At 68.2% G+C, this 21871-nt stretch carries 14 protein-coding genes and 1 pseudogene; 14 read left to right on the top strand and 1 reads right to left on the bottom strand.

From position 1 onward, the window contains the following. Nucleotides 1-521 precede the first annotated feature (521 nt). The 13 genes and pseudogenes from H5J31_RS40630 to H5J31_RS14935 form a co-directional block, all read left to right on the top strand. Nucleotides 522-2999 (top strand): annotated as a pseudogene (locus H5J31_RS40630) (SDR family NAD(P)-dependent oxidoreductase); the annotation flags it as partial. Continuing rightward, on the top strand, nt 2996-4195 hold the full coding sequence (locus H5J31_RS14880; RefSeq protein WP_181773153.1) for an FAD-dependent oxidoreductase: 1200 nt from the start codon (nt 2996-2998) through the stop codon (nt 4193-4195). The pseudogene H5J31_RS40630 and the gene H5J31_RS14880, both read left to right, overlap by 4 nt. Next, a complete protein-coding gene (locus H5J31_RS14885; protein WP_181773154.1) occupies nt 4195-5136 on the top strand; it encodes a quinone oxidoreductase family protein in 942 nt (313 codons plus the stop codon). The genes H5J31_RS14880 and H5J31_RS14885 overlap by 1 nt, the downstream gene beginning before the upstream one ends. Before the next feature lie 128 nt (nt 5137-5264). Continuing rightward, entirely contained in the window at nt 5265-6593 is a 1329-nt protein-coding gene (gene ccrA, locus H5J31_RS14890) for a crotonyl-CoA carboxylase/reductase (RefSeq protein WP_181773155.1), read from the top strand. Between the two features lies 1 nt (nt 6594). After that, nucleotides 6595-7593: a 3-oxoacyl-ACP synthase III family protein gene (locus H5J31_RS14895; protein WP_181773219.1), complete on the top strand. Its 999-nt coding sequence runs from the start codon at nt 6595-6597 to the stop codon at nt 7591-7593. Continuing rightward, entirely contained in the window at nt 7590-8450 is an 861-nt protein-coding gene (locus H5J31_RS14900) for a 3-hydroxybutyryl-CoA dehydrogenase (RefSeq protein WP_181773156.1), read from the top strand. Before H5J31_RS14895 ends, H5J31_RS14900 begins: the two co-directional genes overlap by 4 nt. A gap of 69 nt (nt 8451-8519) precedes the next feature. Further along, the gene (locus H5J31_RS14905) at nt 8520-9509 is read left to right on the top strand and encodes a zinc-binding dehydrogenase (protein WP_181773157.1); all 990 of its coding nucleotides are present in this window, start codon (nt 8520-8522) and stop codon (nt 9507-9509) included. Next, the gene (locus H5J31_RS14910; RefSeq protein ID WP_181773158.1) at nt 9509-11224 is read left to right on the top strand and encodes a thiamine pyrophosphate-requiring protein; all 1716 of its coding nucleotides are present in this window, start codon (nt 9509-9511) and stop codon (nt 11222-11224) included. Before H5J31_RS14905 ends, H5J31_RS14910 begins: the two co-directional genes overlap by 1 nt. A 7-nt stretch (nt 11225-11231) precedes the next feature. Next, entirely contained in the window at nt 11232-12413 is a 1182-nt protein-coding gene (locus H5J31_RS40430) for a sensor histidine kinase (RefSeq protein WP_181773159.1), read from the top strand. Next, complete coding sequence (locus H5J31_RS14920; RefSeq protein WP_207898073.1) at nt 12407-13063, top strand: response regulator; 657 nt, start codon at nt 12407-12409, stop codon at nt 13061-13063. The genes H5J31_RS40430 and H5J31_RS14920 overlap by 7 nt, the downstream gene beginning before the upstream one ends. A gap of 15 nt (nt 13064-13078) precedes the next feature. Beyond that, a complete protein-coding gene (locus H5J31_RS14925) occupies nt 13079-14587 on the top strand; it encodes an RHS repeat-associated core domain-containing protein (RefSeq protein ID WP_328701489.1) in 1509 nt (502 codons plus the stop codon). Next, nucleotides 14584-14961: a hypothetical protein gene (locus H5J31_RS14930; RefSeq protein WP_181773160.1), complete on the top strand. Its 378-nt coding sequence runs from the start codon at nt 14584-14586 to the stop codon at nt 14959-14961. Before H5J31_RS14925 ends, H5J31_RS14930 begins: the two co-directional genes overlap by 4 nt. 1010 nt (nt 14962-15971) lie before the next feature. Then, entirely contained in the window at nt 15972-17720 is a 1749-nt protein-coding gene (locus H5J31_RS14935) for a hypothetical protein (RefSeq protein WP_328701490.1), read from the top strand. Nucleotides 17721-17845: 125 nt separating this feature from the next. Here the strand turns inward: H5J31_RS14935 and H5J31_RS14940 are convergent, their stop codons facing one another. Further along, nucleotides 17846-18925, bottom strand: coding sequence for a hypothetical protein (locus H5J31_RS14940; protein WP_181773161.1), 1080 nt, complete (start codon nt 18923-18925; stop codon nt 17846-17848). A gap of 156 nt (nt 18926-19081) precedes the next feature. Between H5J31_RS14940 and H5J31_RS14945 the strand changes: the two genes are divergently transcribed. Then, nucleotides 19082-21784 carry an AfsR/SARP family transcriptional regulator gene (locus tag H5J31_RS14945; RefSeq protein ID WP_181773162.1) on the top strand — a complete coding sequence of 901 codons (2703 nt, stop codon included), beginning with the start codon at nt 19082-19084 and terminating at the stop codon, nt 21782-21784. Nucleotides 21785-21871: the final 87 nt, after the last annotated feature.

The following is a 21871-nucleotide window of genomic DNA, read 5'->3' on the forward strand; positions in this document are numbered from 1 at the left end:
AAGTGCTCCTGGGCGCCGAGGAGGCGGGCAGGCGTGCGGTGAGCGTCCACTCCCGGGCGGACGGCGACGGGTCATGGTCCAGACACACCACCGGATTCCTGACGGCCGGGACGGCTTCGTCGACCGATCTGACCGAATGGCCTCCCGCCGGATCCGGGGAACTTTGGCTCGACGGCGCCACCGCCGCTTGGCAGCGCGACGGCGAGATCTTCGCGGAAGTGTCCGTCGAGGACGAGGCCGGCGGTTTCGGCATTCACCCGGAGATACTGGACGTCCTGGTGCGAGCCGAGGGCAAGATGCCGGGGAGCTGGCAGGACGTGAGGCTGCACGCGACCGGCGCGACCACCGTCCGCGCCCGGATCACCGAGCCGGAACCCGGCGTTCTCGAGCTGCTGCTGGCCGATGAGACCGGTGCTCCCGTGCTCACGGCCGCTGCCGTCTCGTTGCGGGACCTGCCGGCCGAGCACCGGGTCGCGAGGTCGACGTTGAGTCTGGAGTGGACGGTCCGCGCCGCTTCGGGAACACCGGATTCCTTTGCCGTTCTCGGGTTCGACGAGCTGAAGCTGGCAGTCGGGCTGGCAGGGGCCGGCATCACGGTCCGCACGGCGCCCGAGCCGGCCGAGTTGGTCGAGTTGCAGGAGCCCGTGCCCGAGTTCGTGCTGGTGCCCTGCGGGCCGTGGTCCGGCGACATCGGCGCGAACGTGCGTGAAGCCACGGCGACCGTACTCGACCTGCTCCGGCAGTGGGCCGGTGACGAGCGTTTCCAGCACTCGCGGCTGGTCTTCGTCACCAGGGATGCCTCCACGGACCTCGTGGCGGCGCCGATCTGGGGTCTGCTGCGATCCGCGCAGCTGGAGCACCCGGACCGGTTCGTGCTCGCCGATGTCGGCGGGGACGGCTGGTCGCCGACTGCGCTCGCACAGGCCTGCGGTCTCGGCGAGCCCCAGGTGTCGGTGCGAGGCGAAGAGATCAGAGTGCCCAGGTTCACCAGGGTGACCCTCGCCGAGGAGAGCGGCCGGGAAGATCCGGTGTTCGACCCGGCGGGCACGGTGCTGGTCACCGGGGCGACCGGTGGCCTCGGCCGCCTGCTCACCCGGCATCTGGCCGAGCGACACGGGGTGCGTCATCTCGTGTTGCTCTCCCGCAGCGCGGATCCCGCGCTCTCGACCGAGCATGTCCGGCAGGTGGCCGGCGACGTCGCCGATCGCCCGACCGTGGCCCGTGTGCTGGCTGAGATTCCCGCCGACCGGCCGCTGACCGGTGTGGTGCATCTGGCCGGAGTGGTCGACGACGGTCTGATCGGCTCGCTTACCACAGCGAAGTTCGACCGGGTACTGCGTCCGAAGGTGGACGGCGCGCTGGTGCTGCACGAACTGACCCGCGACCTGGGCCTCTCGGCGTTCGTGGTTTTCTCCTCCGCTGGAGCCACCGTCGGCAGCCCGGGGCAGGGCAACTACGCGGCTGCCAACGCCTTTCTGGACGCGCTGGCCCGCCGCCGCCGGGCGGAGGGACTGCCCGGCACGTCGCTCGCCTGGGCACCTTGGCTGGAACCCGGCGGTATCACCGGCCGGCTGGCGGAGAAGGACCGCGCCCGGATCACCAGAGGCGGCGCGATTCCCTGGGAGACCGGCGAAGCGCTGGAGCAATTCGACCTGGCCTGCCGGGGTGCGGACCCGGCGCCGGTGCTGATGCGGGTGGACCTGGCCGTGCTGGCCGAGCAGGCTCGCGCGGGCTCCCTGCCCCCGGTCCTCGGTGGACTGGTGAACACCCGCAGGGTCGCACGCTCGAAGGCCGGTGGCGAGACCACTGCCTCCGTAACCGAGGGGATGGCGGCACTGTCCGAAGAGGACCGGGTCGCCGCGATGCTGAAGCTGGTGCGCACGCACGCCGCCACCGCGCTCGGGCACGCGTCCGCCGAGGCCGTCGAACCGCGAGCGGCCTTCCTGGAACAGGGTTTCGACTCGCTCAGCGCGATGGAGCTGCGCAACCACCTCACCACCGCGACGGAGTTGAGCCTGCCGGCCACCCTGGTCTTCGACTTCCCCGATCCCGCCGCGCTGGCCGAGCATCTGGCGGCCGAGGTGCAACGTGCCGCGTCCCCGGTGACGACCTCTGCCGCGGTCACACTCGATTCCGACGTCGCCGGTCCGCTGGCCGCCTTGTACTGGCAGGCCACGCAACTGGGCAAGGTCGAGGAGTCGGTGAAACTGCTGGAGGCCGCCTCCCGGCTGCGTCCCGCGTTCACCGCCCGGGAGCTGGACGAGGCGCCGCCCACGGTCCGGCTCGCCCGCGGCGCGGCGGACCCGCTGCTGATCTGCTTCCCGTCCTTCGCCCCGGTCGCCGGACCGCACGAGTTCGCCCGGTTCGCCGGTTCCTTCGCCGAGCCCCGTGAGGTCTGGGCCATTCCGCAGCCGGGGTTCATGAAGGGACAGCGGCTGCCGGACACCATCGAGGCGCTGGCGCTGATGCACGCCGAAGCGGTGGTGGATCGTGCCGACGGCCGCCCGTTCGTCCTCGTGGGACGGTCCGCCAGTGGCTGGCTCGCCCAGGAGATCGCCTATCAGCTTGAAAAGCGCGGGCTTCTGGCCGGGGCGGTGGTGCTGATGGACAGCTCTTCGCCGGAACATATGGCGAAAACCGGCGTGGCCAACGCGATGGGTGGCGCGATGGCCGATCGGGAGAGCGGATTCGATCTGCTCAGCGACATCCGGCTGGCGGCGATGGGCGGTTACTCGCGGATCTTCGACGGCTGGCGGCCGAAACCCATCGACGCGCCGACCCTGCTGCTCAGCGCGCTCAATCCGTTCTCCCCGGCCCTGCTGGACGAGGACAACCCGCACAAGAACGACTGGCGGTCTTTCTGGGAGTTGCCGCATACCGCCGTGGACGTTCCTGGTGACCATTTCACGATTCTGGAGAAGCACGCCGATTCCACGGCTCAAGCCGTCGACCAGTGGCTCCAAGAGAATCCGGTTCGAATTGGAGGTTCCCCCGCATGAAAATCGTCATCATCGGCGCCGGGTTCGGCGGTATGGCCTGTGCCATTTGGCTGGCCGAGGCCGGGCACGAGGTCGAGCTGTACGAGCAGGCCCCTCAGCTGCGCACCAGCGGCAACGGGGTGCTGTTGCTGCCCAACGGCACCGGCCTGCTGAGTGATCTCGGTGTGGAGCTGTCCGGGCTCGGCGCGCGGATGGACTCCGTGGACGGGCTCTATCATGACGGATCGCTGTCGCTGAGGGTGCAGCTGTCCAAGATCGCCGCCAAATTCGGTTCGCCGGTGCTCGTGGGCTCGCGTGGCCTGATCGTCGAGCGGATGGCCGCGTGCCTGCTCGACGGCTCGCTGCGGTTGAACATGCGCTGCACCGGCATCGAGCAGAACGGCGACGGGCCGGTGCGCGTCACCTTCGCCGACGGCTCCGAGGTCAAGGCCGATCTCGTGATCGGCGCGGACGGGCAGCGTTCGGTCGTCCGCACCAAGCTGTTCGGCGAGGATCCGGCGGTCTATCTCGGTGACGCCACCTGGCACGGGATCACCGAACTTCCCGGTGCTTTCGCCGAGGGGCACGCGGTCCACAGCATCTTCGGCAATGAGGGCATCTGCGTGATGCACCCCGTAGGCGACGGAAAGGTCTACTGGGCTTTCGAGCTGCCGTTCGACGACGGCGACATCCTGCCGCCCGGCGCGCCCGGTGACACCGCCTCGCTCAAGGAGCCCGGCTCGGCGGTGGCCAACCTGCGTGCCCGGTTCGGGCAGTGGACCGCGCCCGGTCTGCGGAATCTGCTCGACGCGATGAAGGACGAGGACGTCAGCGTCTTCCCCCACATCATCCACCGGGAGCTGCCGCAGTGGGGCGAAGGCCCGATCACCCTGGTCGGCGACGCCGCGCATGTGGTGCCGCCGCGGGTGGGCATGGGGCTGAGCCAGGCACTGGAGGACGCGTGGGTGCTCAGCCGCGCGCTCGCCGGCGGCGGCAGAGACCCCATCGCCAGGGTCCGGGCCTACGAGCAGGTCCGGATCAAGCGGGTGCGCGGTATGCAGAAGGCCGCGCGGGCGCTGGGACGCAAGACCGTGCCCGCACCGCCGTGGCTGCTCCGGGCGTTCGGTCGCCTGCTGCCGGTCACCAAGCTCAACATGGCGCAGGTCAGGGGATCGAGCAACTACCTGAACAACGACCTGCCCGAGGAGGTCGCGTGATGCGCGCGGCGGTGCTGCACGAGTTCGGCGCCGTGCCGCGCTACGAGAAGTTCGGCAGGCCGGTCCCCGGAGACGGCGAGGTGCTGGTCCGGGTCAAGGCCGCCGCGCTCACCCAGCTTTCCCGCTGGGTGTCGAAGGACCCCGACTACGCCAGGGGCCGCGAGGTGCCGTTCGTCTGCGGCACCGAGGGAATCGGCGAACTGGAGAACGGCACCAGGGTCTCCTTCGGTGTTCCGCGTGGGCCGTACGGTGCGATGGCGGAATACGCCGTGGCACCGGAAAGGCTGTGCACCCCCATTCCCGGCGAGATCGACGACATCGCCGCCGCTGCGCTGATGAACCCGGGACTCTCCGGATGGAGCGCGTTGTCCTGGGGCGCGAAACTCCAGCCGGGGGAGACGGTGCTGGTGCTCGGCGCGACCGGGGTGGCAGGCCGGACCGCCGTGCAGATCGCGAAGCTGCTCGGCGCCGGCCGGGTGGTCGCCGCCGGGCGTAACGAAAGCGTGCTCCGCGAAACCGGTGCCGACACGACTATCCTTTTAGGACAGGAGGACGCGGCACTGGCGGAGGACTTCCGCGCCCAGGCCGGGGTGGACGGCTACCACGTGGTACTGGACTACCTGTGGGGCCGCCCGGCGCAGGTGCTGCTGGACTCCCTGCCGCGCACCTTTTTGGCGCGCAAGGAGATCCGCTATCTGCAACTCGGAAGCAGCGCCGGGACCGAGGTCTCGGTACACGCCAACGTCCTGCGCCGTGCCGGCGTCACCCTCGGTGCGGGCAGCCCACCGCCGATCGAGTTCATCCAGGGTCTGCACTCCACCGTCATGACCCACGCCGTACGCGGTGAAGTGCGGGTGGAGACCGAAACCGTGCCACTGGCCGAGGTCGCCGAGGCATGGCGACGCGAGTCGCCGGGCCGCCGTCTGGTCCTCGTCCCCTGACCACCGGCCCGATCGCGCCCCTTCGCAACACCGTTTCCCATCGGAGCGCGCTGGGTCGTCGGGTGCACGGACGAACTCGCGGTACGAACCAACGACTCAGGACCGTATGTCGGAGAAAGTAGGTAGAGATGGATTCCCTGGCCGAGGCCGCCGTCCGCGGGGCCGGACCCGAGGAACTCGAACGTCACCCGGTGCCCGCGGAGTACGTCGCCGCGCATACCCGGATCGAGGACGTGGACATGTTCCGCGGCGTGGAGGACAAGGACGTCCGGAAGTCGCTGAGGGTGAGCGCGGTGCCGATGCCGGAGCTGGCGCCGGACGAGGTGCTGATCGCGGTGATGGCCAGCTCCATCAACTACAACACCGTCTGGTCCGGCACCTTCGAACCGGTCTCCACCTTCGAGTTCCTGAAGGCGTACGGGAAGCGCGGTCGCTGGGAGACCCGCCACGATCAGCCTTTCCACGTACTGGGCTCGGACGCGGCCGGGGTGATCGTGCGCACCGGCGTCGGCGTGCGCCGGTGGAAGGTCGGCGACCACGTGCTGGCCAGCCCGATCCAGGTGGACGACCAGGAGGCGATGACCCACGCCGACGGAATGCTCGGCGAGGGCCAGAAGGCCTGGGGTTACGAGACCAACTTCGGCGGGCTGGCGGAGTACGCCGTGGTCCGCGCCAGCCAGCTGATCCCCAAACCGGCGCATCTGACCTGGGAGGAGGCGGCCAGCACGCCCGCCTGCGCCGGGACCGCGTACCGCATGCTGATCAGCGACCGCGGCGCGCGGATGAAGCAGGGCGACGTCGTCCTGATCTGGGGTGCGGCAGGCGGGCTCGGTGTGTACGCCACCCAATTGGTCAAGCAGGGCGGCGGCATTCCCGTCGGAGTGGTCAGCTCCGAGGAGAAGGCCGAGCGGATGAGGCGGCTGGGCTGTGATGTGGTGATCAACCGCGAGGAGATCGACATCGCGGACGCGGCGGACAGTCCCGAGGCGGTGATCGCCGCCGGCAAGCGGCTCGGCAAGGCCATCCGCCGCGAGACCGGCGAGGACCCGCACATCGTCTTCGAGTACGTCGGCCGGGCCACCTTCGGCATCTCCATGTTCGTGGTGCGGCGCGGCGGCGTCATCGTCACCTGCGGGTCGAGCACCGGCTACCACCACGAGTACGACAACCGGTACCTGTGGATGAAGCTGAAGCGGGTGATCGGCAGCCACGCGGCGAACCTGCAGGAGCAGTGGGAGAGCAACCGGCTGATCGACCTCGGCCGGATCCAGCCCGCACTGTCCACTGTGTACCCGCTCGCGGAGATCGGCGAGGCGGGCCGCCTGGTGCAGACCAACGGGCATATCGGCAAGGTCGGCGTCCTGTGCCTGGCTCCGGAACGCGGGCTCGGCGTCACCGACCCGGCCAAACGCGCCCGGATCGGGGAACACCGGATCAACCCGCTGGCGGGTGGCTGACATGGTCGCCACCGGGATTCTCGCCACCGGGTCCTACGTGCCCGCCCGTTCGGTCACCAACGCGGAGCTGGCGCCTCGGTTCGGCGTGACCGGCGAGTGGATCGAGCGCAAGACGAAGATCCGCGCGCGGCGCTACGCCGCGCCGGAGGAGGCCACGTCGGACCTCGCGGTGCATGCCGCCAGGGCCACTCTCGACCGGATCGGTTTTCCGGCGGAGAAGCTGGACTTCCTCATCGTCGCCACGTCCACCGGGGACGCCCCGCTCCCGCCGACCTCCTCACTGGTACAGGTCGGGATCGGCGCGCGCCGGGCGGCCTGTTTCGACATCAACATCGCCTGCAGCGGGTTCGCTTACGCGCTCGCCGTGGCCAATGGCCTGGTGGCGACCCGGCCGGGTGCGCACGCGCTGGTGATCGCCGCGGATCTGTGGTCCCGGTTCATCGACCCGGCCGACCGGTCCACCACGGTGCTGCTCGGCGACGGGGCAGGTGCGGCGCTGGTCGGTCCGGTGGCCGAGCCGTACGGGATTCTCGGCACCGACCTCGTCGGCTACGGGGAGCAGTCCTCGTTGCTGGTGGTCGAGGCCGGGGGCAGCAGGCGGCCCGCTTCGCACGAGACCGTGGACGAAATCGGTCACGTACTGCGGATGCGCGGCCGGGAGGTCACCGAGTTCGCGCTGGGCACGGTGCCGCAGGCGGTGAAGGAACTGCTCCTGCGCACCGGCGTCCACCACGACGACGTCGCGCATTTCGTCCCACACCAAGCGAATGGCGTGCTGTTGGGCAAACTCGCCGAGCAGATCGGGTTCGAGCGGGCAAGTACGCATCTCACGCTGGAGGAGTACGGGAACTCGGGCGCGGCCTCGATGGCCGTCACGCTCGACCACGCGGCCCGTTCGGGTGCGCTGAAGGACGGGGATCTGGTGCTGCTGGCCGGATTCGGCGGCGGGATGGCGGTGGGCACCTGCCTGCTGCGCTGGAAGGCGGAGGAGCCGGGATGAACGAGATCAGCAAGGTCGGCGTGGTCGGCTGCGGGTTGATGGGCGCCGGACTGGCCGAGATCTGCGCGCGGCCGGGGCTGGACGTGCTGGTCGCGGTGCGCTCGCCCGAGTCCGGGGTGGCGGGACGGCGGCGGATCACCGATTCGCTCGACCGCGCGGTGGGCAAGGGGAAGATGAGCGCCGACGAGCGGGATTCGATCCTCGGGCGGATCGAGTTCACCACCGAACTCGCCGCCTTCGCCGACCGTGAACTGGTCATCGAGGCCATCACCGAGGACGAGCGCGAGAAGGTGGCGTTGTTCGCCACCTTGGACCGGATCGTCGAGGCGCCCTCGGCGATCTTCGCCACCAACACCTCTTCGCTGCCGATCACCCGTATCGCCGGCGCGACCGCCCGCCCCGGGCAGGTTCTCGGCACGCACTTCTTCAACCCGGTACCCGTGCTGCCACTGGTGGAACTGGCCGGTTCACTGCTCACCACCGAGGAGACCTTCGAGCGGTTCTCCTTGTTCGCCACGAAGTTCCTGGACAAGGAGGTGATCCGTTCACCGGACAGGGCCGGGTTCGTCGTCAACGCCCTGTTGGTGCCGTACCTGCTTTCCGCGATGCGGATGGTGGAGTCCGGCTTCGCTTCGGCCGAAGACGTCGACCGGGGCATGATGCTGGGCTGCGCGCATCCGATGGGGCCGCTTCGCCTGTCGGACATGATCGGGCTGGACACCCTGGTGGCGGTGGCTGACGGACTCTACGCCGAATTCAAGGAACCGCTCTACGCCGCCCCGCCGCTGCTGTGCCGCATGGTCGACGGCGGACTCCTCGGCCGGAAGTCCGGCCGAGGCTTCTACGCCTACCCGTGACAGCGTCATCGAAATCCCTCGCCGAGGCATGAAACACGGCCGAGGCGACCTGATCGAACGGAACGAGCCATGGAACCGAAAACCCGGCGTGTCGCGGTGGCGGGCCGACCCGGCGGCCCCGAGGTGATCGAGACGGTGACCGAGGATCTGCCCCCGCTCGGACCAGGGCAGGTGCTGGTGCGGGTCGCGGCCACCGGGCTCAATCACGCCGACAGCCTGATCCGGGGTGGCGACTACGTGGTGACCATGCCCTTTCCCCTCGCGGTGGGCGTGGAGGCGGCGGGCACGGTGATCGCCACCGGTGAGGGGGTCGCCGCCGAGGTGGGGGCCAGGGTGTGCGGTACCGGCTGGCTCGGTTCCTGCGCGGACCACGTCGTGGTGCCCGAAGAGAGACTCGTGCCCATTCCCGACGGTCTGGGTTTCGAGGAGGCCGCGTCCGTGGCGCACGCCGGCGCTGCGGCGGGCGCGCTGCTCCGGGTGTGGCCGCTGGACGGGGCCCGGGCCGTGGTGTGGGGTGCGGCAGGCGCGGTCGGACGGCTGCTGGTCACCTGGCTGAGCCGGAAAGGCGCGGAGGTGATCGGTGTCGCCGGCGGGAGCCGGGTGGCGATCCCGCGCGATCTCGGTGCCAAGCACGTGATCGACCGCGACGCCGGGGACGTCGCGGCGGCCGTGCGCGCGGTCACCGGTGGCCGTGGCGCGGACGTGATCTTCGACCCGGTAGCCGGAGAGACCTTCCGTACCAGCCTGGCCATGCTCGCGCCGAGGGGCTGTCTGATCAACTACGGGCAGCTCACCGGACCGGTCGGTGCGGAATTCGGCGAATTGTTCAAGGCGGGCGGGGTTTTCGTCACCAAGTTCAACGCCGGGGCCTATGTGGACGGTTACGCGGACGTGGCCGCGCTGATCCGCGAGGCGTTGGAACTGGCCGTCGCCCAGCCGGGGGTGGCGGGCCCGATCGCCGGACGTTTTCCGCTGGACCGGGCCGCCGATGCCTTTCGCGCGCTGGAATCGGGCGCGCGGGGCAAAGTGCTCGTCGTACCCGGCCCGGAGGAGTCCTGATGCCGGAGTACACGACCAGCACGGCCTTTCTCGAAGCGCTGGGGGAGGCCGGGGTCCGGTACCTGTTCGCCAACCTCGGCAGCGATCACCCCGGGCTGATCGAGGCGTACGCGTTGGCGCGCGCCCAAGGCCGGGCGGACCGTTTCCCGGAGATCGTGATCTGTCCACATGAGAGTGTCGCACTCTCGGCAGCGCAGGGATACGCCCAGGTCACCGGCGAACCGCAGGCCGTGGTGGTCCATGTGGACTGTGGCACGCAGAACGTCGGCGGAATGCTGCACAACGCCGCCAAGGCGCGGATCCCGGTGCTGCTGTTCGCCGGTGCCTCCCCGGTGACCCAGGAGGGCGAGCTTCCCGGTGGGCGCAACGAGTTCATCCACTGGATACAGGACGTGCACGATCAGCGGGGAATCGTCCGGGGCTACACCAAGTACGACAACGAGATCCGGACTGGGCACAACGTCAAACAACTGGTGCACCGGGCGTTGCAGATCGCCCGCAGCTCACCGGCCGGTCCGGTCTACCTGGTCGGCGCGCGCGAGGTGATGGAGCAGGTGCTCGACTCGCGGCCGGGGGTCCCGCTGCCCGCGGTGGAACCCGCGGTGCTGGCGCCGTCGACCGTGCGGCATATCGCGAAAGCCCTGACGACGGCCAAGAAGCCGGTGGTCGTCACCTCGTACGCCGGACGGGATCCCCTCGCCGTGCCGGAACTGGTCCGGCTCTGCGAACAGCTCGCGATCCCGGTGCTCGAATCGGTACCGACCTACGTCAATTTCCCGGCGTCGAATCCCTTGCACGCCGGGTACCAGTGGAACACCCGCGAACCGAATCCGGTGCTGGCCGAGGCGGACATGGTGCTGGTGCTCGGCAGCGACGTACCGTGGATCCCGGTGAGTAATCGTCCCGCGGCGGACGCGCGGGTGTTCGTCGTGGACATCGATCCGTTGAAGGAACAGATGCCACTGTGGCAGGTTCCCGCCGAACTGTTCGCTTGCGCCGATCTTCGCGCCGCGCTCGGCCAGCTCGCCGACGCCGTCGCCACGAGCGAGATCGACGCCGAGCTGGTGGCGACGCGCCGGGCCGCCGCTGTCGCCGGGTACGAACGTCAGGGTGTCGAACGGAGCCTTGCGGAAACCGCGCTGCCGGACGAGATCACCCCGGAGTATCTCGTGTCCTGCGTGCGGGAAGCGATCACCGAGGACACCATCGTGCTCTCCGAGGCGATCACCGGATTCCAGGTGGTGAACGAACATCTGCGCCGGTCGGTACCCGGCACCCTGCTCGGATCGGGCGGCGGTTCGCTCGGCTGGCACGCGGGCGCGGCGATCGGCGTCAAATTGGCCGCGCCGGACAGCCTGGTGGTCTCGTTGGTCGGTGACGGCACCTATCTCTTCGGCGTGCCGTCCTCGGCCCAGTGGGTGGCCCGTCGCTACGGCGCGCCGAGTCTGACGGTGATCATCGACAACCAGGGCTGGAAGGCGCCGAAACAGTCCACCCTCGCGGTACATCCCACCGGTGCGGCGGCACGGAACGACGATTTCGGTGTGAGCTTCGCGCCGTCGGCGGATCTGCCGGGGATCGCGATGGCAGCGGGCGGCGCCTGGGGTCGCACGGTGGCGGATCCGGCGGAGTTGCCGGTGCTGCTGAAGGACGCGGTCGAGATGGTGCGGAGTGGACGCGGAGCAGTGCTGGCCGTGCGGTGTGAGCCGGTATGAGGAACGGGTGAGGCCCTGGATCGTCGCGCTGGGGCGCGACCTGAATCCGCTGGCCGGTGCGGCGCTGCCTCGGCATGCCCGGCTCGGGTGGGCGCCGCACCTGCTGGTGTCCGCCATCGCCGTGGTGCTCGGGGTGGGGAGCTGCGCGCGGCTGTCGCAGATCGATCCGGCATGGACGCTCGCCGGTGTGCTGCACGGCGTACCGCTGCTGGCCTGTCTTTACCGTCCGCTGGCGGGCGTCTGGCTTTCGCTGGTGCTGAACCCGGTGCTCAGCGAGGCGATGTGGACGGAGGTTAGCCTGCTGTCGCATCTGTGCGTGCTCGCCTTCGCCGGCTGGCGGGTGCGGCCGCGAGTGCTGCTGGAGATCTGGATCCTCACGCTCGCCGCCGGTCTCGTGCTCCGCCTCCCGGCCGCCGAAGACCTCGCCGACGTCGAGGAGATGACCGCGTTGTCCGCCGTGGTGCTGATCGCCGCGGGTGCCCTGCGCAGCCGCGGCGAGGCGTGGCGGCGCCTTGCCGAGCAGCTCGACATCAACGCCACCGAACGGAAACGCCGCGCGGTACTCGAGGAACGCAGCCGGATCGCGCGCGAGCTGCACGATGTGCTGGCGCACCACATGTCGGTGATCGCGATCCTCGCCGAGGCCGCGCCCTATCGGGTGGCAGCCTCGCCCGAGCCGCTGACCAGGAGTTTCGCCACCATTCGTGATCACGCGCAGGACGCGCTCGACGAGGTCCGCCGGGTTCTGGGCGTTCTTCGCGCCGAGGGCGGAAGTCCGGACTCCCAGCCGCAGCCGAGTCTGCGACGCCTTCCGGAGTTGATCGCCGGGGTGCGGGAGGCCGGCCTGGCCGTGACCACCGTGGTCACCGGCGAGCCCGGCGCCCTGCCGTCCGGACTCGAGCTGTCCGCCTACCGGATCATCCAGGAAGGGCTCAACAACGTGATGCGGCACGCACCGGACGCGGCGGTCCGGGTGGACTTGGAATACCGGCATGAGGAGGTGCGGCTCCAAGTGGTCAACGGCCCGGGTGGCCCCGGTTCGGGCGGGGCGGGCTCCGGGCACGGTGTGGTCGGCATGCGGGAACGGGTGGGCATGCTCAGGGGGTCGCTGGAGGTCGGCGCGACGCCGGAGGGTGGCTATCGGGTGTCGGCGGTCTTGCCGGTGCCGCCGGGGGAGGGGACATGCTGATTCGGGTCCTGATCGCCGACGATCAGGAGTTGGTCAGGGAAGGGCTTTCGGTGGTGCTGTCCGCACAGCCCGACATCGAGGTCGTCGGTGAGGCCGTCGACGGGCGGCACGCGGTGGAGCAGGTCGGCACGCTGGCCCCGGATCTGGTGCTGATGGACATCCGCATGCCGGTGCTCGATGGCTTGCGGGCCACCCGGATGATCACCGACCGGGACGCTACGAAGGTTCTCGTGCTGACCACCTTCGACTTGGACGAGTACGTCTATGAGGCGTTGCGGGCGGGCGCCAGCGGGTTCCTGCTGAAGGACGCTTCCGCCAGGACACTCGCGGAAGCGGTCCGGGTGGTCGCCACCGGCGGTGCGTTGCTCTCGCCCTCGGTGACCAAGCGGTTGATCGTCGAGTTCGCTCGGCAGGGGCCGATGCGCCTGTCGAGCAGGCAGCGCGTCGAGGAACTCACCGATCGCGAGACCGACGTGCTCTCTCTGCTGGCCCGCGGGTGCTCCAACGCGGAGATCGCCGCGGACCTGGGTATCGCCGAGCAGACGGTGAAAACGCACGTCGGCCGGATTCTCGGCAAGCTCGAGCTGCGGGACCGTACTCAGGCGGTGATCTTCGCCTACGAGACCGGCCTGGTCCTGCCGGGCTGCTGAGCAACGAGACAAAGTGTGCCGGCGGAGTCGGGCGTGGTGGTGGCCATGCCGGTTTCCACCCTCGCGGTGCCTCCCGCCTCGGCGGTACAGGAACTGCCGCTGCCGGGGTTCGGCGACATCGTGGTCCAGTCCCGCACCGACTCCGGCGCCGGAACGACCGTGAGATCATTCCACGCCGCTGACGGCGACCGGCTCGTCCGCCGCGACCCGACCGGGACGACCCTGTACCTCGGGCCACAGGAAGTGCGGCTCGACAAAGCGAGCGGGACCGCGACTACCACCCGCTACTACACCCACGGCGGCCTGACCATCGCGATGCGCTCGGCCGGTACCCTGAGCTGGCTAGCCGGCGACCATCAAGGGACTACGCAGGTCGCGATCAACGCCAACGACCTGACGGTCAGGCAAAGACGCCAAACGCCGTTCGGAGCCCAGCGTGGTCCGGCTGTCTCGATGCCTGGCGAACGTGCCTTCGTCGGTGGCACGAACGACGCTTCCACCGGCCTGCTCCATCTCGGGGCCCGTGACTACGACGCCGACCTAGGCCGGTTCATCTCTCTCGACCCGATCATGCGGCCGACCGACCCACAGCAGATCAACGGCTACAACTATGCGAACAACTCCCCGGTCAGCCTGAGTGACCCAAGTGGCACGGAGCCGTGCCGCACCAACTGCGACTGTATGTACACCGGCAACTGCGGCGGTGGCAGCGGCGGATGGACACCTCCAGTGGCCCCACCTCCGTCACCCAAGGACACGAAGCATGCCTACCCGACCTCGGTGGGCAAAGACACGCCCAAGATGTCGCCGAAACAGCGTCGCGCGACGTGGGAGAACCGCTTCTCTTCCTGGAAACACCTACCGGTCGCTCAACGCCCCGCCGACTTTGCCCAGTTCGAATTCGCCTTCTGTTCTGAGTTCCCTGACGTCCGCAGCTGCGATCCCAGCCCGCCTGGTTGGGAGGAAACTCTCCAGGCGGCGATCTTCTTCTTGCCTTGGGGTGGGGCTGCCAGAATCGGTGGAGAGCTGGTAGCTGCGGCGGTCGGCGCCCGGGCAAGCTCTGTCATAGCTGGTGGCACCATACCTGCCGGAGCGAGAACCTTCAGCGCGGCCAACGCTGGGCGAGGTGCCGGATTCGCCGAAGATGCAGGCAGGGGAGGAGGCGGGTTTCGAGCTCCGAATCCGGCGTTTCCCCCCGATGCGCGAGTGATGGGCGCGATGAAGGAGCAGCCAATCAATGTGTTCGGATTCGATTGTTCTGAAATTGCCACAAATCTTCAGCGAGCTGCCGGGGGTGAAGGGAAGGTTGTCTCGTTCAAAGGTGCGGGAGATGACCTGCTGGTTCGAGAGGGAAGCTCGGTCAGCAACTACTCTTACCACCATGTGTATACCGACGGGCGCTACGCGTATGATCCTCGCATGAGTGCGGATGCCATACCGTGGGGAGACTATATGCGAACGATGAAATCATTGAATCCGGGCTTGCGCTGGGGTAACCCTGGATTCGCGGGGATGTTCTCGTGATTGATAGCAAGATTGTGGTCGAGTCGCTTACCGTGCACGGCATGGTGGGATGGTATCGAATTTCGGTGGGGCGCGATAAGTTGAGCGGGCTTATCAATCCACCCCTTGTTGTCTGGCGCTATGTAGAGCCTGATGAGCGTGTGAAAAGTAAGCTCAGGTCTTGCGTTGAAGAATTTAGCGGAAATGTTAAGTGGTCGATGAATTTGAACGGCGTTAACTGGACTCTGATGCCAGTAGTTCTTCAGGATGAATTTGATAACGCTGACCCGACTTATGTTGATGTTGTAGCCGACCTTGCTCATGCTGATCAAGAGTTTTGCAAATTGGCTAATGAGGACTTGGTCGACTTGCTTGAGAACATTAGGAAGATTTAGGGGTCGGTTGTCTCGCCCTGTACTGACGATCTCTGCGATGCGGCGTGCGCCGAGAGTTGTGTGCTGTCGGACAGGGGCGAGCTCCGCGAGACAGTTGACCGGCTGTTGGAGCAGCAGCGCCTTGCGGATAGTCGCCGAGTCGTGGTCGCGTTCGGTTGTGAAGAGTCTGCGGTGTGGGTCGCGCCGTTGGTTGCGCCCGCGGTAGACCTGACGGTCGTGGCGTTGCTCTTGGCGATTCGCCGCTTGGCGGCACATGGAGCGGGTCCTTGTTTTCGCGAGCGCGGTGACTGTTGGCGTTGAACGTGCCGAGCTGCTGATCGCAGGAGAGATTTGCTTGCCGTCGCCGAGGGGTAGCGCCTGGGTGAGGGGCAGGCTCAGGCTTTGCCGGACGCCGGGGCGCGGCGATGTGGTGCCGTAGCGCTGATCTGGACACACTCGTGACGACGGTGAAGCGTAGTCATCATCAGGTCCGGATAGCGCATTTGACGCTCGCTGGCAGCCCGTCGGCGGACCTATCCAAGTGTATAACGTCATGCACGCGGCGGCTTCGTCATTCTTGCCGAGCACTGTCGATAATCCGCCGGTTGGGAATCGGCACTTATAATTCAGTGAATTTGTCCGCGCGAGCGGGTTGCTGGAAGCCGTGACTCGTCAACCGTTCGTGCGAAAAATCCGAAATTCTCCGATTTTCAGGCCCGCGAGAACCGGCAACGTGAATCTTTACCGCGAAACCCGTTCTGAATGTAAGTAATTCACCTGAGGCCGTGGGCCTCACTGCGACGTCAAGCCCGCGTCTCAAAGAGCACTATCTCGTGCGGTAGAATCACGCTTCTGGGTGTTGACGTAAGACTCAAACTCTGAAGTTGGCGCATCCGTCGAGGTCGACGGGTTCCTGGGGTTACCCGTGTGGGTGCCGAGCTGGGCGATGTGGCCGGAGCGTAGTGACGCGGGGCGCAGCTGCGGGGTTCTCAAACTTGGCTATGGGGGTTCATCACGTGAGCAGTGTTAAGGTGACCGACCCGCCCTCGGTGGCGGAACCAGACCGCGCCCAGGCGCGGTCGATGGGTAACGGCCGTGCGTTCGTGCGTCGAGACTTCCTTGGCGCTTTTGCCTCCGTCATCGCTGGCACGGCGCTGATCGCCGTCCACGCGAGTTTCTACGGCAACTGGATGATCGACGACGCGGCTATCACCTTCGCCTATTCCCGCAACCTCGCCGACGGATTCGGACCGGTGCTGCAGCCTGGAGTTGAGCCGGTCGAGGGCTTCTCGAACCCGGTGTGGATGCTGCTGCTGGCCTTCGGGAAGCTGGTCGGCCTGTTCGACCACGGCACGGTCTTCGGTGTGCCCGACTACGTCCTGTTCCCTAAGGGGCTGGCGCTGCTGTGCTGCGCGGCCATCCTGACCTTGGTCTACGTCGCGGCGAAGCGTGTGACGCCGCGGCCGGCTCTGGTCACCCTGATCGCCGGCGTGGCGCTCGCCGTTAACTCCTCGTTCATCATCTGGTGCTTCTCCGGCTTGGAGAACTCGGTCTACGCCCTCGTGGCCACTGCGCTCGCCGTGGTCATCTTGTGCGGCGTGAACTCTGGCACTCTTCTGACCACGAAAATCGCCGTGTCGACCGGTGCGCTCGCCGCACTCGCAGGACTGAGCCGTCCGGACGGTGTCATCTACGCGGCCGCGTTCCCGATCGTGGTCGCGTTGTTCACCCGCCGCGGTGGCCTCCCCGCCGCTATCCGGGCTGTACTGCTGTCCGCCGCTGGGTTCATCGTTCCCTTCGGAGGCTATCTGCTGTTCCGCTGGATCGAGTACGGACGCCTGCTGCCCAACACTGCGATCGCCAAGGCACAACCGCTCCCGACCATCGAGGACATCGCGAAGGCCGGAACGGTTCTTCAGTACGCGGGTTGGTTGTTGGTCGCGGTCGCGATCGTCTGCCTCGCGCTGGTGATGCAGAAGCCGTCCAAGCTCCGCGCGAGCATGGTGGCGCTCCTGGTCCCGTTCGGCTTGTCGGTGGTCGCCTTCTGCGTGCTCCAAGCCGACTGGATGGGACAGCTGCGGTTCGCCACCCCGATCTGGGCCCTCGGCACGCTCGGTGGGGCGATCGTGATCGTTGAGACGGTACGGAAGGCGCGTATCCGCGGACGGGCCCTGTTGGCATGTGCGCTCGTCGTCGCGACAGTGTCGTCGGTCAGTGGCTTCTATACCCAAGGCAAGAGCTACCGCGCAGCCCCGAAGACACCGTTCTGCAGCGTTGTCGAGCGTGATGCCAGGGTCGCCAACGGCGTTGCGGATCTCCTGAAGTTGCCGAACTCGGCGAAGATCGGCGTGATCGACCTCGGCGGGATGGCGTTGGTCAGCAGGCTCCAGGTGATCGACCTCGCCGGTCTCGCCGACCGAGTCATCGCCGACTATCTGCGCACAGCCGATTTCGCGGGCGAGCGGCAGTACGTCTTCAACGAGGTCCGGCCTGAACTCATCTCGCTCATCGGCACATGGGACACGACGCTCGGCTTCGCCCAGGATCCGCGATTCGCGCAGGAGTACGAGGTGCTCTACCGCAGCCCTCGGAACGCGGCCGCGTTTGGTGATGTCGGGGTGTGGGTACGCAAGGACCTCGTGCGCAACGACTCCGCGCTGCTGGCCGAGGCACAGAACTACGTCACCATCGAGACCGGGAAAGTCGTCGCATCCAACTCGGTTGCGCACCTGCGGTCCTGCGGGGACAGGCTTCGCCCCGGCCAGACACCCACTCCTTGACCTGTAACGGTGCCCAATTCTGGGGGCTTCGCTGGGCGCAGCCGCTATCTCGTGGTAGCGCCGCGTCTTCTGCGGCTGCGTTCCTCGCTGGGGAACTCCGCGCCAGGTGCCGTTGCTCGGCCGGATCAGGACACTGGGAACGCGCCGCGCGGCTGGGCGAGGTCCGTCCCGACGCCGACGAAGGCGTAGGTACCGGTCTTGCCGATCGGGTAATGGGCCCAGCGACGCACGGTGGGGCCGGACTCGGTGTCCCCCACCCACCACTGGTGGGCGACGAAGCGGCTTCGGTGCAGCGGCCACGGCACCGGAACGTCGGCGGTGCGCCGCCGGAACGGTTCCAGCCGGTCCCACGGGAGGGCGGCGGCCACCGCGGTCAGGTCGGTTGCGCGCCGCAACGCGCTCTCCTGGCTGATCCCGGTGTTGCTCATCGCCGCCGCGACCAGTTGATCTCCGCTGATGGTCCAGAGCAGATCCAGGTCGTGCGCCGCCCGCAGAACCTTCGGTACGGACAGAAGCAGGGTTGCGAAATCCGGGTCGTCGGTATGCCGCAGCTCCGCGGGAACGTCGCTGTCCATCGATTCCTCGAGTTCCGCGAGCATGCCGGGTTCCCAGGCGGCCAGCGACGACAGGTAGGGCAGGGGATAGGGCAGCGTCACTGCGCACACGGTCAAATACCCCGTCGCGGCCTCGATCGCCCGTTCGGCCTTGCCCATTTTGACGAGGCTGTCGAAATCGGCCTCGTTGATCACATCAAGGTCGAAGACGGTGACTGGGAAGCCGCAGAACCGCATGCCGGTCACCCCCTCGGCAGCGAGTTCGGCAGCGTGCCGGGCACGGACCGCCTTCCGTGGGACCACCACGCCCGCGACGTCCTGGTCGACGCGCCCGAAACGGGCGGCCAGCGTCGTCGAACGCTCTTGGAAGGTCGTGTCCGCGAACTCGACCAGCCTTCCGCGGCGGGCGATCAGTTCGTCGTGGGCGTGCCGGTCCTCCTCGCGGGCTCGCGCCACTTTGGCGAACTCCCGGCGGCTGGAGGCGAATCCTCCGTACATCAGGGCCGCCGACCACAGGCTGAAGACGACGAGAAAGCCGGTCCACCCCGCGTACGCCAGCGTCGCGATGAACAAGGCGAGTGAGAGAGCCGCCGCTATTTGGTTGTACGGCGTGCGCCCCAAAAGCGGTGTTTTCAGTATTGTGCGATTCACGGAAAATGGGCTCCCTTCGTGGTGAGTGGGCTTAAGTTTATTGACACTCAGTGATCCGGTCCCGTGCCTCTGAGCTGCGAATTCAAGGTTTCGGCAAGACCGGGACGCGGTTCCGGTGCGCCCGTCCTAGGATGTGTCCGACGGGGGAGAGTGATCATGCGTTTCGCTGTTCTCGGGGCGATCGAGGCCTACGTGGACGAGCGGCCGGTGGACCTGGGCCACGCGGTACAGCAGGGTGTGCTGGCCGCCCTGCTGGTCGAGGCCGGCCAGGTGGTGCCGCCAGATCAGATCCTCGATCGGGTGTGGAGCGACCGCCTGCCGCATCGAGCCGTGGACAACCTCTACACCTACATTTCTCGGCTGCGGCGGATCGAAGGTGTCGACATCGTCCGCCGGCAGGGCGGTTACCTGCTCGACGTCGCTCCTGATGCCGTCGACCTGCACCGGTTCCGGGCACTGCTCGATGAGGCGCGCGGCCTGGCGGACGCCGAGGCTCTCGTTCTGCTCGACGAGGCGTTGGGTCTTTGGCGCGGCGAGCCGTTCGGTGCGCTGGACACCCCGTGGTTCGCGGCCTTGCGCGGCCGGCTGGTCAAGGAACGGTTCGCCGCGCGGTTGCACCGCAACGACATCGTGCTGCGTCGCGGCGGGCACGCGGAACTCATTCCCGACCTGCTGGCCGCGACGGCCGAATGTCCTCGGGACGAACGGCTGGCGGGCCAGTTGATGCTCGCGCTGTATCGGGACGGCCGCCAGGCCGAGTCGCTGTCGTTGTACGACCGGTTGCGTCGTCGTCTCGCCGACGAACAGGGTGTGGACCCGAGCCCGCCCCTGCAAAGCCTGTACTTGCAGGTCCTTTCCGCCGATGCGGCGATCGCCGCCCCGGTGGGGCGGGCCGCGCCGTGTCAGCTGCCTGCCCGGCCACCGGTGTTCGTCGGTCGCGCGAGTGAACTCGCGGCGTTGGACGCCAGGTCGTCCGGAGTGGTGGTGGTCGGCGGCCCCGGCGGGGTCGGCAAGACGTCGTTCGTGCTGCGCTGGGCCCACGACCGGCTGGACCGGTTCCCCGACGGCCAGCTGTACATCAACCTTCGGGGTTTCGACCCCACCGCGGTACCCCTCGAACCCGCTGTCGCGTTGCGGAGCTTCCTGGACGCGCTCCAGGTTCCGGCGGAGCGCATTCCGGACGACGTCGACGCGCGCAGCACGCTGTTGCGGGGTTTGGTGGCGCGACGGCGACTGCTGATGGTGCTGGACAACGCGCGGGACGAGAGCCAGGTTCGGCCGCTGCTGCCCGGCGGGGGCGACTGCCTGGTGGTGGTCACCAGCCGCAGCCAGCTGACCGGGCTCGTCGCCGTGGAGCAGGCCCACCCTCTCCGGATGCCGATGCTGGAGGTGTCCGACGCCGCGGCGCTGCTGACCCACCGGATCGACCGGCGAGGGCTCGCCGACGAGGCCGCCGTCGAGGACCTGGTCCGGTTCACCGGGGGACTGCCGCTGGCGCTGGCCGTGGTGGCCGCGAGGGCGATTGCGCATCCCGGGTTCCCGTTACGGGCGCTCGTCGCGGAACTACGGGACGAACAGGGACGTCTGGACGCGGGCGACCCGGCCTCCAGCGTGCGTGCGGTGACTTCGTGGTCGTACCACGGGCTTTCCCCGGAAGCGGCCCGGCTGTTCCGGCTCCTCGGCCTCCACGCCGGACCGGACATCGGCTTGGCCGCCGCGGCCGCGCTGGCAGGCGTGACCATCGCCCATGTGCGGCCACTGCTCGCGGAGCTGAACCGGACCCACATGGTCGACGAGCGCGAACCTGGCCGGTTCCGCTCCCACGACCTGCTCCGCGCCTTCGCCCGGGAACAGGCGTCCGACGACGAAGCACAAGAAGCGCTTGGGCGTGTGCTGGATCACTACCTCCACACCGGATTCGCCGCGGAACGGCGACTGTCCCCGCACTGGCCGCCGATCACCCTCGCCACCCCGCGCGCCGGGGCGGCGCCCCGCGCGATCGAGACCTACGACGAGGCGATCGACTGGTTCACCGCCGAGCACGCCGCGATACTCGCGGCGACCGAACTCGCCGTCGTCTCCGGGGAATTCGACACGCACGCGTGGCAGATACCGTGGACGATCTCGACGTTCCTCACCCGCACCGGCCGTTGGGATCAGCGGGCCGCGACCCAGCAGACCGCCCTGAACGCCGCGAAGCGCCTCGGTGATCGCGCCGCGCAAGCCGCCGCCCTGCACCTGCTCGGCCGCGTGCACAGCATGGCCGGTGACCATCCGCGGGCCTTGGCGGACTTGACCGGCGCGCTGACGCTGTATCAAGAGATCGGTGACCTCACCGGAGAAGCCACGACCCACTTCTCCCTCGGCCTCGCCGGAGCGGGTCGCGAAGACCACGAGACCGCGCTGAATCACGCACACCGAGCGCTGGAGTTGTTCCGCGCCAAGGAGAACCGCCCCTGGGAGGCATTCAGTGTGAGCGCCCTCGGCTGGTACAGCGCCCGGCTCGGCCAGGACGAACCCGCGCTCGCCTACAGCTCGGAAGCGCTGGAGCTCCTGCGCGACGTCGGCGACCGCGACTGCGAGGCCCACGTCCTGCGCACCCTCGGCTACGTGCACCACCGCCGCGGCGAATACGGCCTCGCCGCCGAGTATCACGCGCTGGCAGGCGACCTCTTCCACGCCCTGGGTGACACATACAGCGAAGCGGCAACCGCCGACCAACTCGGCGACGCCCGGCATCACGAAGGAGACATCGACGCGGCACGTCAGGCCTGGCAGCGGGCAGAAACGCTGCTCAGCGGCCTCGGGCACCCGGACGCCGCAGCCGCCCGGGCCAAACTAACGGCGTCGGAAAACTGAAGTCCGCGAAGTGGTCTTCCGGTCTAGCACGATGTGGGGTTCGCAGCGTGTGTGTTCGGTGGTGAAGATCCACCGGTCGATGAACGC

The organism is Amycolatopsis pittospori, assembly GCF_013870525.1.
GTDB classification, from domain to species: Bacteria; Actinomycetota; Actinomycetes; order Mycobacteriales; family Pseudonocardiaceae; genus Amycolatopsis; species Amycolatopsis pittospori.